This window comes from Mesorhizobium sp. M7A.F.Ca.US.010.02.1.1 (genome assembly GCF_004023085.1).
GTDB lineage: Bacteria > Pseudomonadota > Alphaproteobacteria > Rhizobiales > Rhizobiaceae > Mesorhizobium.
The window spans coordinates 17,145-31,347 of record NZ_RZRV01000052.1; the positions used below are offsets into that span (position 1 = coordinate 17,145).

The 14,203-nt window shown below is 63.2% G+C and carries 11 protein-coding genes and 1 pseudogene; 11 read left to right on the plus strand and 1 reads right to left on the minus strand.

The features are described from left to right. Nucleotides 1-242 precede the first annotated feature (242 nt). The 9 genes from EOA19_RS31205 (at nucleotide 243) to EOA19_RS31245 (ending at nucleotide 11,030) form a co-directional block, all read left to right on the plus strand. A complete protein-coding gene (locus EOA19_RS31205; RefSeq protein WP_128305789.1) occupies nucleotides 243-2,024 on the plus strand; it encodes an acetolactate synthase 3 large subunit in 1,782 nt (593 codons plus the stop codon). Nucleotides 2,025-2,110: 86 nt separating this feature from the next. Further along, nucleotides 2,111-2,683, plus strand: coding sequence for an acetolactate synthase small subunit (gene ilvN, locus EOA19_RS31210; RefSeq protein WP_023757090.1), 573 nt, complete (start codon nucleotides 2,111-2,113; stop codon nucleotides 2,681-2,683). A gap of 115 nt (nucleotides 2,684-2,798) precedes the next feature. Continuing rightward, nucleotides 2,799-3,395 carry a LysE family translocator gene (locus tag EOA19_RS31215; RefSeq protein WP_128305790.1) on the plus strand — a complete coding sequence of 199 codons (597 nt, stop codon included), beginning with the start codon at nucleotides 2,799-2,801 and terminating at the stop codon, nucleotides 3,393-3,395. Between the two features lie 242 nt (nucleotides 3,396-3,637). Beyond that, nucleotides 3,638-4,894, plus strand: a complete 1,257-nt coding sequence (locus tag EOA19_RS31220; protein WP_128305791.1) for an efflux RND transporter periplasmic adaptor subunit — start codon at nucleotides 3,638-3,640, stop codon at nucleotides 4,892-4,894. Next, a complete protein-coding gene (locus EOA19_RS31225) occupies nucleotides 4,891-8,052 on the plus strand; it encodes an efflux RND transporter permease subunit (protein ID WP_128305792.1) in 3,162 nt (1,053 codons plus the stop codon). Before EOA19_RS31220 ends, EOA19_RS31225 begins: the two co-directional genes overlap by 4 nt. An 80-nt stretch (nucleotides 8,053-8,132) precedes the next feature. Further along, nucleotides 8,133-8,756, plus strand: a complete 624-nt coding sequence (gene nthA / locus EOA19_RS31230) for a nitrile hydratase subunit alpha (RefSeq protein WP_128305793.1) — start codon at nucleotides 8,133-8,135, stop codon at nucleotides 8,754-8,756. Beyond that, nucleotides 8,753-9,412 carry a nitrile hydratase subunit beta gene (nthB, locus tag EOA19_RS31235; RefSeq protein WP_128305794.1) on the plus strand — a complete coding sequence of 220 codons (660 nt, stop codon included), beginning with the start codon at nucleotides 8,753-8,755 and terminating at the stop codon, nucleotides 9,410-9,412. The genes nthA and nthB overlap by 4 nt, the downstream gene beginning before the upstream one ends. Further along, complete coding sequence (locus EOA19_RS31240) at nucleotides 9,399-9,758, plus strand: nitrile hydratase accessory protein (RefSeq protein ID WP_128305795.1); 360 nt, start codon at nucleotides 9,399-9,401, stop codon at nucleotides 9,756-9,758. Before nthB ends, EOA19_RS31240 begins: the two co-directional genes overlap by 14 nt. Before the next feature lie 144 nt (nucleotides 9,759-9,902). Beyond that, a complete protein-coding gene (locus EOA19_RS31245) occupies nucleotides 9,903-11,030 on the plus strand; it encodes an ATP-dependent RecD-like DNA helicase (protein WP_027034850.1) in 1,128 nt (375 codons plus the stop codon). On the opposite strand, the gene EOA19_RS31250 is transcribed toward EOA19_RS31245, so the two are convergent. After that, nucleotides 11,023-11,445: an STAS/SEC14 domain-containing protein gene (locus EOA19_RS31250; RefSeq protein WP_128305796.1), complete on the minus strand. Its 423-nt coding sequence runs from the start codon at nucleotides 11,443-11,445 to the stop codon at nucleotides 11,023-11,025. The genes EOA19_RS31245 and EOA19_RS31250 overlap by 8 nt on opposite strands. A gap of 135 nt (nucleotides 11,446-11,580) precedes the next feature. On the opposite strand from EOA19_RS31250, the gene EOA19_RS31255 reads away from it, so the two are divergent. Beyond that, nucleotides 11,581-12,321 (plus strand): pyridoxine 5'-phosphate synthase, encoded by a 741-nt coding sequence (locus tag EOA19_RS31255; RefSeq protein WP_128305797.1) that lies wholly within the window; start codon nucleotides 11,581-11,583, stop codon nucleotides 12,319-12,321. A 103-nt stretch (nucleotides 12,322-12,424) separates the two neighbouring features. Continuing rightward, nucleotides 12,425-14,203, plus strand: a pseudogene (locus tag EOA19_RS31260) (potassium transporter Kup); the annotation flags it as partial.

Genomic DNA, 14,203 nt, shown 5'->3' on the forward strand with positions numbered 1-14,203 from the left:
CGGCACGCTGTGCGCGCCGGCGCGATTTTTCCCGTTGACAGGCTGCCTTGCCCGCCCTTAGTGTCCGCCACCATGAAAACGGCACTCATTCTCGTAGGAAAGCGCGTGGGCAAGGCGGTGTAACCGCCGGGCGAAAACCCCCCATGCGCAAGACACAGGCTCCCTCGGGGGCCTTTTTTATTGCCTGAAACACGACTAAACGACCAGCAAACGCCCAATGGCGACAGTACGGGACCAGACCGATGAGCAACGGACAGAACGAGCGGCGCGAGATGACAGGTGCCGAAATGGTGGTGCAGGCGCTGAAGGACAATGGCGTCAAGCATGTCTTCGGCTATCCCGGCGGCGCTGTCCTTCCGATCTATGACGAGATCTTCCAGCAGGACGAGGTCGAGCACATTCTGGTGCGCCACGAGCAGGGCGCCGGCCATGCGGCGGAAGGCTATGCGCGCTCGACCGGCAAGGCCGGCGTCATGCTGGTGACCTCCGGCCCCGGCGCCACCAATGCGGTGACACCGCTGCAGGACGCGTTGATGGATTCGATCCCGCTGGTCTGCCTGACCGGGCAGGTGCCGACCTCGCTGATCGGCTCGGACGCTTTTCAGGAATGCGATACGGTCGGCATCACGCGCCCCTGCACCAAGCACAACTGGCTGGTGAAGGACGTCAACGAACTCGCCGCGACCATCCACGAGGCTTTTCATGTCGCGACCACCGGCCGTCCCGGCCCGGTCGTCGTCGACATCCCGAAGGATGTGCAGTTCGCCAGGGGGTTCTACGTCCCGCCGCAGATCGCGCCGCGCACCAGCTACCAGCCCAAAGTCCAGGGCGACCTGGAAAAGATCAAGGCGGCGGTCGAACTGATGGCCGGCGCCAAGAAGCCGATCATCTATAGCGGCGGCGGCGTCATCAATTCCGGCCCGGAAGCAAGTCACCTGCTGCGCGAACTGGTCGATCTCACCGGGTTCCCGATCACCTCGACGCTGATGGGCCTCGGCGCCTATCCGGCATCGGGCAAGAACTGGATGGGCATGCTCGGCATGCACGGCACCTATGAAGCCAACATGGCCATGCATGATTGCGACGTGATGATCTGCATCGGCGCGCGCTTCGACGATCGCATCACCGGGCGGCTGACCGCGTTCTCGCCGAACTCGAAGAAGATCCATATCGACATCGATCCGTCGTCTATCAACAAGAACGTCCATACCGAGGTGCCGATCATCGGCGATGTCGGCCGGGTGCTGGAGGATATGGTGCGGCTGTGGCGGGCAAGCGCCAAAGCCGACAAGAAGGCGCTCTACCCCTGGTGGGAGCAGATCGCCAAATGGCGTGCGCGCGACTCGCTCGCCTACAAGATGAACAACGACGTGATCATGCCGCAATACGCCATCGAGCGGCTCTACGAACTGACCAAGGGCATGGACACCTACATCACCACCGAGGTCGGCCAGCACCAGATGTGGGCGGCGCAGCACTATCATTTCGAGAAGCCGAACCGCTGGATGACATCGGGCGGGCTGGGCACGATGGGCTACGGCCTGCCGGCGGCACTCGGCGTGCAGATCGCGCATCCAGGCGCGCTGGTAATCGACATTGCCGGCGACGCCTCCGTGCAGATGACGATGCAGGAGATGAGCGCGGCCGTGCAGCACGACGCGCCGATCAAGATCTTTATCTTGAACAACCAGTATATGGGCATGGTGCGGCAGTGGCAGCAGTTGCTGCACGGCAACCGGCTGTCGCATTCCTACACCGAGGCGATGCCGGACTTCGTCAAGCTGGCCGAGGCCTATGGCGGCCACGGCATTCGCTGCGAGAAGCCGGACGAGCTGGACGACGCGATCAAGGAGATGATCTTGGTCAGGAAGCCGGTGCTGTTCGACTGCCGCGTGGCGACGCTCGCCAACTGCTTCCCGATGATTCCGTCGGGCAAGGCGCACAATGAGATGCTGTTGCCCGACGAGGCGACCGACGAGGCGGTGGCCAATGCCATCGACGCCAAGGGCAGGGAACTGGTGTAGCCGGCAGAACCAAGGCAGGGCTGTCGCGAGAAAGCCCCGCGCAAACAGAGAATTAGCTCAAGAGCTTGAAAAACGAGATTCATGTCATGAACGCACAGCTACAACCGACCGGCTCCGCCTATTTCATCGCCAAGGAGACGGAAAAGCCGGAAAACCACACGCTTTCCGTGCTGGTCGACAACGAGCCGGGCGTGCTTGCCAGGGTCATCGGCCTGTTTTCCGGGCGTGGCTACAACATCGAGAGCCTGACCGTCTCCGAGACCGAGCATGAAAAACACCTGTCGCGCATCACCATCGTGACGCGCGGCACGCCGCATGTGCTGGAGCAGATCAAGCACCAGCTCGAGCGCATCGTGCCGGTTCACCGCGTCGTCGACCTGACCGTGCGTTCGCATGAATCCGGCCAGGAGCGGCCGCTGGAGCGCGAACTGGCGCTGGTCAAAGTCGCGGGCACCGGCGAGGCCCGCGTCGAGGCGTTGCGGCTGGCCGATGCGTTCCGCGCCAGCGTCATCGACGCCAACACCGAGCATTTCATCTTCGAGATCACCGGCAAAGGCTCCAAGATCGACCAGTTCATCGCCATCATGAAACCGCTCGGCCTGGTCGAAATCTGCCGCACCGGCGTGGCAGCGTTGAACCGCGGCCCGCAGGCGATGTAGGACTTCGGCGGGGCTGGCGTCGAACGCGTCAGCCAGTTTCCATGGTGAGGCCGTCCGTAGCCTTTGCGGGGTCGCCGAGAAGAGACAAGATGCTGACTTGTCAGGGAAGATATCCATGTCGCTCGACGCATTCCTTGCCCTGCTTGTCTACGCCTTCGTGACGTCGATCACGCCGGGGCCAAACAATCTCATGCTTCTGGCATCGGGCGTGAATTTCGGCCTCGTCAGAACCGTTCCGCACATGCTGGGCATCAGCATGGGTTTCCTCGTGCTGCTGCTTGCCGTCGGTCTTGGCCTCGGCGCTGTGTTGACGGCGTTTCCGGCGCTGCATACCGCGCTCAAGATCGCCGGCGGCGCCTATCTTTTGTACCTCGCCTGGAAGATCGCCATGTCGCGCACGCTGACCGGCAAGGGCGAGACGAAAGCGCGGCCCATGCGCTTCATCGAGGCAGCCGCATTCCAGTGGGTCAATCCCAAGGCGTGGGTGATGGCGATCACCGCCATGGCCGTCTATACCAATGCCGAGCACCCGTTCCTGTCGGTGGTGTTGATCGCCGTGGCTTTCACCATCGTCAATTTGCCGAGCGTCTCGGTGTGGGCTGGGTTCGGCACCGCACTGCGCGGTTTCCTGTCGGACCCGGTGCGGCTGAAATGGTTCAACATCGCCATGGGCGTGCTGCTGGCGGCGACGCTTTGGCCGATGCTGAGGTAGGCCCGGGGCGCATCATCTGATCTTTAAGGGACAGGATCCGGAGTCTCGGGCGTACCGCCCAGATCGGGATTGAGCCCGTGTTGCACATCCGTTGTGCAGTGCACATTAAATCTTCGTAATGCCGCCTTTTGGCCCTTTTCCGACAAAGGCGTGTCCTATCTATTCGGCGAAATCGCGGCAACGGGCCGCGTTGGAATAGAACCATCGGACCACGACGTGTCGGGTGGAGAGGGCCTTTGACCATGCGTGGAAAAGTCGTTCTTTCGTTGCTGGCCGTCGCCTGCCTGGGTGCGGCCGGGTGGCTTTATCTCTCGCCTGATGCGCTGGGCAGGGTCCAGCAGGTTATCGGCGCAAAGCAGGTTGCCGCGCCGGACAAACAGGCCACGGCTTCGGACAAGAAGGCCGACAATGCCGGGCGCTCGGCCTCGATCCTCTCGGCCGTCGCCTCGACAGCCGATTTCCCGATCCGGCGCTACGCGATCGGCTTCGTCTCCTCTCCAGCCGTCGTCAACATCAATGCGCGCGTGTCCAGCCAGATCGTGTCCATCGACGTCAAGGACGGGCAGATGGTCAAGACCGGCGATCTGCTGTTTTCGCTCGATGACCGGGCGCTGAAGGCGCAGCTTGCCAAGGATCAAGCGGCGCTGGCCAAGGATCAGGCGATGCTCGCCAGCTCGCAGTCCGATCTCCAGCGCGCCAAGGATCTGGTCGCCAAGCAGGCCGGCACGCAGCAGACCTACGACCAGGCCGTCGCCGCGCAGAAAGCTGCCGCAGCGACTGTCGATGCCGACAAGGCGACAATCGACGCCGACAATGTCCAGCTTGGCTTCGCCACGATCACGGCGCCGATTTCCGGCAGGCTGGGCGCAGTCAGCGTCGCCGTCGGCGATCTCGTCACCGTCAGCAATGGCAACAGCAGCACGGCCACTCCGCTTGTGACCATCACCCAGATGGACCCGCTGCAGGTCAACTTCAATCTTCCCGAGAGCAATCTGGCCCTGCTACACAAGGCGCTCGCCAACCCGCAGCAGGGCGCGGTGACACTGACCAAGGACGGCGACCCGACGCCGATCGGCAAGGGCACGCTCGATTTCGTCGACTCCAGCGTCGACACCGCGTCGGGCACGATTGCCACGCGGGCAAGCATTCCCAATGCGGACCTTTCGCTATGGCCCGGCCAGTATGTGAATGTCGTGCTCGACGCCGGCATCATGCCGCAGATGACATCGGTTCCGACCGTCGCGGTGCAGCCAAGCCAGAAGGGGCAGTTCGTCTATGTGGTCAAGCCGGACAACACGGTCGAGATGCGGCCGGTGCAGGTGGCGCTGACCGAAGGCGACAACAGCGCCATCAGCCAGGGGCTGAAAAGCGGTGAGAAGGTCGTCACCGAAGGCCAGACGAGGCTGAAGGACGGCGCGGCGGTGCATGAGGGCAAGGCCACGGCGAATGCTGCTCCCAAGGTGGCCGAGGCGACCAACGCCGGCGAGGCGGCCCAATGATCTCCGAATTCTGCATACGCCGACCCGTCGCCACCCTTCTGATGTCGTTCGCCCTTGTGCTGGGCGGGCTGTTCGCCTACAAGTTCCTCCCGGTGGCCGCACTGCCCAGCGCCGAATTCCCGGTGGTCAATGTCTCGGCTTCGCTGCCCGGCGCCTCGCCGGAAACCATGGCGACATCGGTGGCGACGCCGCTGATCAAGCAGTTTGCCACCATCGCCGGCATCGATTCGATCTCGACCACGAACTCGCTTGGCCAAACCTCGATCGCCATCCAGTTCGTGCTCAACCGCGACATCGATGCGGCGGCGGCCGATGTGCAGGCGGCGATCGCGCGCACGCAGAAATCATTGCCGCCGCAGATGACGGCGCCGCCGAGCTATCGCAAGGTCAATCCGGCCGACGCGCCGATCCTTTTGATGTCGCTGGTCAGCGACACGGTTCCGCTGACCGATCTCGATGCTTTCGCGGAAAATGTCATCTCGCCGTCGCTGTCGACCATCGACGGCGTGGCGCAGGTCTCGATCTTCGGCCAACAGAAATACGCGGTGCGCATCCAGATCGACCCGACCGCGCTTGCCGCACGCGGCATCTCGATCGATCAGCTGCAGGCGGCGGTCGCCTCGGCCAACAGCAACACGCCGCTGGGCGTGCTGCAGAACGACAAGCAGCAGCTCACCATCACCGCCAACACGCAGCTGACCGACGCCGCCGGTTTCTCCAACATCATCATCGCCACCAAAAACGGTCACCCGGTACGGCTCGGCGAGGTGACCCGCGTGGTCGATTCGGTGCAGACCACCACGACCGCAAGTTGGTACGATGGCACCCGCGCGATCATCATGGCGGTGCAACGCCAGCCCGACGCCAACACTGTCGACGTCGTCGACAAGGTCAAGGCGATGCTGCCGTCCTTCAAGGACCAGATGCCGGCCGCCGCCGACATCAAGCTGCTTAACGACCGCTCCAGTTCGATCCGGCAGGCGGTCAGCGACGTGCAGTTCACGCTGTTGCTCACCATTGCCCTGGTGATCATGGTGATCTTCGTGTTCCTGCGCCGGGTGACGGCGACGATCATTCCGGCCGTGGCTGTGCCGATCTCGCTGATCGCCACGCTCGGCGCGATGTTCCTGTTCGGTTTTTCCATCGACAACATCTCGCTGATGGGCCTGACGCTCGCCGTCGGCCTCGTCGTCGACGATGCCATCGTGATGCTGGAAAACATCTTCCGCCATATGGAGGAGGACGGGCTGTCGGCCTTCGACGCATCGCTGAAGGGCGCGCGCGAAATCGGCTTCACCATCATCTCGATCTCGATTTCGCTGGTGGCGGTGTTCATCCCCGTGCTGCTGATGGGTGGCGTCATCGGGCGCATCTTCAACGAGTTCGCCGTCGTGGTGACGGTCGCCATCCTGGCGTCGATGTTCGTGTCGCTGACGCTGACGCCGATGCTGTGCTCGCGGCTGCTGTCGGTGACCAAAGCCGACCGTGACAAGCACGGCCCCGGCCATAAGCAGGACCTCGTCACCCGCGGCTACGACAGGGTCTTGAGCTTCTGCCTGCGCCACACCTTCCTGGTGTTCCTCGTCTTCGTCGGCACCGCGGCAGCGTCGGTGTGGCTGATCCAGACTTCGCCGAAGGGTTTCTTCCCGCAGGAGGACATCGGCCAGATATCGGTGACCACCATCGCACGTCAGGACATCTCTTTCGATGCCATGTCCAGGCTGCAAGGACAGGTCGCCAGTGTCTTCTCGCATTCGCCCTATGTCGACCATGTGGCGTGGTCGGCGGGCAGCGGCAACAATGCGCTCAATCAGGGGCAGCTTTTCGTCCAGCTCAAGGGCAAGGACCAGCGCCCCGATATCGAGAAGGTGCTTTCGGATCTGCGCAAGCAACTGGCCGGCGTGGCGGGCATCGAGACCTACATGCAGCCGGTGCAGAATTTGAGGCTGGGCTCGCGGTCGTCGGCAAGCGCCTACCAGCTCGTGGTTCAGGGCCTTGATACCGGCCTGACCGATATTTGGGCGCAGAAACTGAACGACGCGATGGCGGCCGACCATGCGAACTTCACCGACGTCACCAGCGACCTGCAGAACAATGCGTTGCAGGCGACGCTGGTGGTGGATCGCGACAAGGCCGCCCAGCTCGGTATCGATACCGACACGTTGCGCTCCGCCCTCTATGGCGGGTTCGGCACCGACCAGGTTTCGACAATCTTCGGTTCGGCCGACAGCTACGAAGTCATCACCGAGCTCGATCCAAAGATCGAGTGGTCGCCCGAGCGGATGCTGGCCATCCAGATGAGGACGGCGAGCGGCAGTCTGGTTCCGCTCGGCGCCTTCGCCCGGGTCGATCGCACGGCCGGCGCCCTGACTGTCAACCAGCTCGGCCAGCTTCCAGCCGTGACCATCTCCTACAATCTGCCGCAGGGCGTGGCGCTGGGCGACAGCGTGACGCGCATCAATGCGCTGAAGGAGCAGATCGGCATGCCGACGGTGATCTCGACCACCTTCGCCGGGACGGCCAAGACCTTCCAGGATTCTCTTGCCAACCAGGGTTTTCTGGTCGGCGGCGCAATCCTGACCATCTACATCGTGCTCGGCATCCTCTACGAGAGCTTCATCCACCCGCTGACGATCCTCACCGGCCTGCCGTCGGCTGTGCTCGGGGCGGTTGTTGCCTTGCGCTTCGCCGGTATGGATCTGTCTGTCATCGCGGTGATCGGCATCCTGATGCTGATCGGCATCGTCAAGAAGAACGGCATCATGATGGTCGACGTCGCGCTTGAACTGCGACGAGACGGCATGTCCGCGACCGAGTCGATCCACAAGGCCTGCCTGATGCGGTTCAGGCCGATCATGATGACGACGCTGGCGGCACTGATGGGCACATTCCCGATTGCGCTCGGCACCGGCGCCAGCGCCGAACTGCGCCAGCCGCTGGGCGTTGCCGTTGTCGGTGGTCTGCTTGCCTCGCAGGCGCTGACCCTGTTCGTGACGCCGGTGATCTATGTCTACATGGAGAATTTCTCTGGCTGGCTGGTCGGGCTTTGGTCGAAGCGCAAGGGCGAGCCAGGCCCGGTCGAAGCGGGGGATCAGCCGTCGCTATTCGAAGCCAGGGAAGACATGCTGCCCGAACCGCAGCGGGCGGCGGCCGAATGATGTGACAGGGCCAGCGCCATGTGCCGTTGGCCCAAGCCGTTGCGCTTGCGGCGGCATCACTGGAAACGTAGTTTGCGGCCATGTCACACGATCATGACCACGACAACGAACTCGATCCGTTTGCCGCCCGCGTCCGCGCGCTGGAAACCATCCTCACCCAAAAGGGGCTGATCGATCCGGCGGCGATCGACGTCATCGTCGATACCTACGAGACGAAAATCGGCCCGCGCAACGGCGCCAGGGTGGTGGCGAAGGCCTGGAGCGATCCCGCCTATGCCGAATGGCTGAAACGCGATGCGACGGCGGCGATCGAATCGCTGAGCTATACCGGCCGTCAGGGCGAGCACATGCAGGCGGTGTTCAACACCGAGGAGACGCACAATCTCGTCGTCTGCACGCTGTGCTCCTGCTATCCGTGGTCGGTGCTCGGCCTGCCGCCGGTCTGGTACAAGGCGCCGCCCTATCGTTCGCGCGCGGTGATCGATCCGCGCGGTGTGCTGGAGGAGTTCGGGCTGACGCTGCCGGCGGACAAGGCAATCCGCGTCTGGGATTCGACCGCGGAACTGCGCTATCTCGTCGTGCCGATGCGGCCCGAGGGCACCGAGGGCTGGAGCGAGGAGCGGCTGGCGGAGCTGGTCAGCCGTGATGCGATGATCGGGACCAGCCTGGCCCAAAGACCTGAAATAGAGGGGCAGCCGGCATGAACGGGCCGCACGATCTTGGCGGGCAGATGGGGTTCGGCCCCGTCGCGCCCGAAAAAGACGAACCTTACTTCCATGCCGCCTGGGAAAGGCGGGCGCTCGGCGTGACGCTGACTGCCGGCGCCATGGGCGCGTGGAACATCGACGAGAGCCGGCACGCACGGGAATCGCTGCATCCGGCTGTCTACTATTCATCGAGCTACTACCAGATATGGATCAAGGCGCTGGAGGTGCTGTTGAAGCGCCATGGCTTCGTCAGCCAGCGCGATCTCGAAGCGGGCAAGGCAGTCGATCCGGCAGCGACTCCCAAGAGGGTGTTGAAGGCAGAAAATGTGCCTGGGGTGCTGGCCAAGGGGGGTCCTTGCGACCGGCCGGTGGCGCAGCCGGCGCGGTTCAAGGCCGGCGATCCTGTACGGACCAAGAACTTCAACCCGACCGGCCACACGCGGCTGCCGCGCTACGCGCGCGGCAAGCAGGGTACAATCGAGGCCGTGCGCGATGGGTTCGTGTTCCCCGACAGCAACGCGCATGGCCACGGCGAAAACCCGCAATGGGTCTACACCGTGTTTTTCGAAGGATCGGAAATCTGGGGCGAGGGCGCCGACCCGATGCTTGTTGTGTCGATCGATGCCTGGGAGAGCTATCTTGAGCCGGCGTGACTCGGACATGGCCGATTTGCCGCCGGGCGTCGATGCCCCTGTTTTCGCCGAACCATGGCAGGCCGAGGCGTTCGCCATGACGGTGGCGTTGCACGACAAGGGCCTGTTTTCGTGGAGCGAGTGGGCGCAGGCACTGTCGGAAGAGGTGAAGAGACCGGGCGCCGCAACGGACGGCCATGATTATTACGAACATTGGCTGGCGGCGCTGGAAAGCCTGCTTGCCACCAAAGGGCTGGCCGCGAAGTCGGATGTCGACGCTATGGCTGAAGCCTGGGAGCGCGCCGCGCATGCCACGCCGCACGGCAAGCCGATCTTGCTGGAAAACGATCCCCAGCCGATTCGATAAGGTGTGGGGCGAGCTTGTATGTTCCCTTTACGTTCTTGTCTGCGCCTGATAGCCTGACCCGTCGGCGGCATTGAAGCGTCCCGGCGCATCGATGATGGTGGCGGCTGTCTTGTCTTTCCCTTGCGAATCCGGTCTCTCGCGCTGATGGAATTCTCTCCCCAACAGGACGACGCGCTGAAGGCGGTCGCCCAATGGCTGAAGACCGGCCAGCCGCAGCTGTTCCGGCTGTTCGGCTATGCCGGCACCGGCAAGACGACCTTGGCGCGGTATTTCGCCGAACATGTCGACGGCCAGGTGCAGTTCGCCGCCTTCACCGGCAAGGCGGCGCAGGTGCTGCGCTCCAAGGGTGCAGTCAATGCGCGCACCATCCATTCGCTGATCTATCGGCCGAAGGGCGAGGAATCGGTATCGGACGAGGTCACCGGCAAGACGTCGATGTCGCCGACCTTCTCGCTCAACCGCCAGAGCCCGATTACGCGGGCGAAACTGGTCGTCATCGACGAATGCTCGATGGTCGACGAGCAGCTCGGCCGCGACCTGATGAGTTTCGGCACGCCGATCCTGGTGCTGGGCGACCCCGGCCAGCTGCCGCCGATCTCGGGCGGCGGCTTCTTCACCGACCACGAGCCGGATTTTTTGCTGACCGAAATCCACCGGCAGGCGCGCGACAACCCGATCCTGCGGCTGGCGCTCGATGTGCGCGAGGGCCGTGAATTCATGCGTGGCGACTATGGCACGGCGCAGGTGATCGGCAAGGAAGACGTCACCCAGGAGTTGGTGCTGAAGGCGGACCAGGTGCTGGTCGGCACCAACCGCACGCGTCGCCGCTACAATCAGCGGCTGCGCGAACTCAAGGGCTTCAACGCCGATTATCCGCAGGCCGGCGACAAGCTCGTCTGCCTGCGCAACGATCCGGCCAAGGGCCTGCTCAACGGCTCGCTGTGGAAGGTGATGACCTCGTCGCGCGAGACGGTGAAGCCCGGCATCAACCTTCTGGTGTCGCCGGAAGAGGACGATCCGGATCGTGGCGTCGCCAAGATCAAGCTGCTCAAGGCGGCGTTCGAGGATCCCGATGCCGATATCCCCTGGCAGCAGAAGAAGCGCTTCGACGATTTCGACTATGGCTACGCGCTGACCGTGCACAAGGCGCAGGGCTCGCAATGGAACGAGATTGTGCTGTTCGATGAAAGCTGGGCCTTCAAGGAAACCCGCCAGCGCTGGCTCTACACCGCCATCACGCGGGCGGCCGAGCGGCTGACGATCGTCAGGTAGGGGCGCCGGATGCTGTTGCCCCGATAGGCTGTGCGGCAAGCCATTGCCAGGCGGCAGCCTCGTCCTCCGCCCTGAAATGCCTGATTTCAATGGGCGGTGAGGACGGCAGAAAGCGTTGTGCGTCCGCTATCCAGTCCGGTTCGCCGATGGTTGCGCAACGGCCGACATGTTCCAATGCATGAATGGCGCCCTGCTTCAGGGTCTCGTCCGCGATGTCGGCCCAGTCGACGCCATCGTGGTCGACCAGGCGCACCAGCACATCGATGCGCGGGTGCAGGGCATAGGCTGCCTCCAGCAGCCCGAAAAGATTTTCACCGTCGGCCGCGGAAACGTGCCCGACGACATCGATGGCGAAAAGGTCGTCGCGGCTGGTGTCGATACGGCGGACTGCCGGAACCTCATCGAGAAAATTCATCGGTGCGTCCTTTCCCGGGTTCGCTCATCAGGCTTGGAACACGCGAAACCCCCAGTCTGTTCCCACCAAAGGCATTACTGTTCCCGTCAAAGGCATTATAGGTGGGCGCGTTGAATGATTTCCGAGGCCACCCGCATGCCTGCAAAGCTCTCCGTCAACCTCAATGCCATCGCCATGCTGCGCAACCGGCGCGACCTGCCGTGGCCAAGCGTGACCGGCCTCGGCCGCATTGCGCTGGCGGCCGGCGCGCATGGGCTGACGGTGCATCCACGCCCCGACGAGCGGCACACAAGACACTCCGATCTGCCAGAAATCCGGTCGCTGATCGACGACGAGTTTCCGCGCGCGGAATTCAACATCGAGGGCTATCCGACAGAGGATTTCCTGTTGCTTGTGGAAAAGCATCAGCCTGAACAGGTGACGCTGGTGCCGGACGATCCGGCCCAGGCGACATCGGACCATGGCTGGAACTTCGCGACCCAGACCGCGTTCCTCACACCGATCGTCAAGCGTCTGAAAAAGGGGGGCTTTCGCGTGTCGCTGTTTTCTGATCCGGACCCCGATGGCGTGGCGGCTGCGCGCGACATCGGCACCGACCGTATCGAACTTTATACGGGTCCATATAGCAGCTATCACACAGATTCCGCAAAAGCGGCCAAGGAGCTGGAAAGACTGGGAAAAACCGCCGACGCCGCGCTTGCTGCCGGGCTTCAGGTCAATGCCGGGCACGATCTGGTGGTCAGCAATCTGCCCGCACTTGCCAAGCGCATTCCGGCATTGGCCGAAGTGTCGATCGGACATGGGTTGACAGCCGACGCGTTGGAGTATGGCATGGCCGGCACGGTGGGTCGGTTCCTCAAGGCCTGCGGATGGTAGCGATGGCAGCCTCGCGTGGCAGGCATGGCAGCCATTACGCGACGGCACTTGATATTGCATTGCAGCAAGCGTAGAGCACCGCGCGCTTATCGGAGTGTCGTCCATGGCCCTTACCAATACTGGTAGTGAGGCAGAACCCGTCGAACAATCGAGCCATTCGGAAGTCGAGCAGCACAGCACCAAGGTTCTGATGCTGGGCGCGCTCGGTGTCGTCTATGGGGATATCGGCACCAGCCCGATCTACGCCTTTCGCGAGGCGCTGGTGGCGTCGTCGGGCGGACAAGTCGCCCAGCGCGGCGATATTCTGGGCGTTTTGTCGCTGATCATCTGGTCGCTGACGATCATCGTCACCATCAAATACATCATGTTCGTGCTGCGGGCGAACAACCGCGGCGAGGGCGGCGTGCTGTCGCTGATGGCGCTGGCGCGCGGCAGTTTCCCCAAGCGCTCGGCGCTGATGCTCGGCATCGGCATTGTCGGGGCATCGCTTTTCTTCGGTGATGCCGTCATCACGCCGGCGATATCGGTGCTGTCGGCGGTTTAGGGGATGAATGTCGTCACGCCGACCTTCCAGCCCTATGTCGTGCCGCTGACACTGGTCATTCTTGCCATGGTGTTTGCGGTGCAGCGCTTTGGCACGGGCGGGGTGGGATTGGTCTTCGGTCCCGTGACGGCGGTGTGGTTCCTGGCGATCGGCCTTTCAGGTCTCAACCACATCATCGCCGATCCGGAAATCCTGTGGGCGGTGAGCCCGCACTACATCGTCGCCTTCCTGATCAATTCGCCCGACGTCGCTTTCGTGACCATCGGCGCCATCTTCCTCGCCGTCACCGGCGCGGAAGCACTCTATGCCGATCTCGGTCATTTCGGCCGCAAGCCGATCGTGCTCGCCTGGCTGTGGGTCGTGTTTCCGTGCCTGCTGCTCAATTATGCCGGGCAGGGCGCTTTCGTGCTGGCCAAGAACGGCGTCGTCGGCCATCCGTTCTTCGAAATGAATGAAGGCTGGACGCTGATCCCGATGGTCGTGCTGGCGACCGCCGCGACGGTCATCGCCAGCCAGGCGGTGATCTCGGGCGCCTTCTCGCTGACCAGGCAGGCGGTGCAGCTCAACATGCTGCCGCGCCTTGAAATCCTGCACACCTCGGAGAAACAGTCCGGCCAGATCTACATGCCGCGCGTCAACCTGCTGCTGGCGCTGGTGGTGATGATGCTGGTCGTCGGCTTCGGCGAATCCAGCAGGCTGGCGTCGGCATACGGCATCTCGGTGACCGGCAACATGCTGGTGACCACAGTGCTCTTGTTTGTGGTCATGACGCGGATTTGGAAATGGCGGCTGTGGGTCGCGGTCGCCATGACGGCGCTGTTCGGCTTCATCGACGTCGGCTTTTTTGCCTCCAACATCGTCAAAGTGTTCGAGGGCGGCTGGGCCTCGCTGGCCGTGGCCTTCACCATCGTGCTGGCCATGTGGACCTGGGTGCGCGGCAGCCGCTATCTGTTCGACAAGACCCGCCGCAACGAAATCCCGCTCGATTTCCTCGCCGGCAATCTCCTGAAGAAAAAGCCGCAGCTGGTGTCCGGCACCGCGGTGTTCCTGACGAGCGATCCACTCAGCGCGCCAACCGCGCTGATGCACAGCCTGAAGCACTACAAGGTGCTGCACGAGCAGAACGTCATCCTTTCGGTGGTGACCGCGCCGCAACCGGTGGTGCCCGACAGCGACCGGGTCAAGATGGAGACGGTCAACGAGCTGTTCATGCGGGTGACGCTGACCTTCGGCTACATGGAGCAGCCGAACATCCCGCGCGCGCTGGCGATCTGCCGCAAGCAGGGCTGGAAGTTCGACATCATGACGACCTCGTTCTTCCTGTCACGGCGTTCGCTC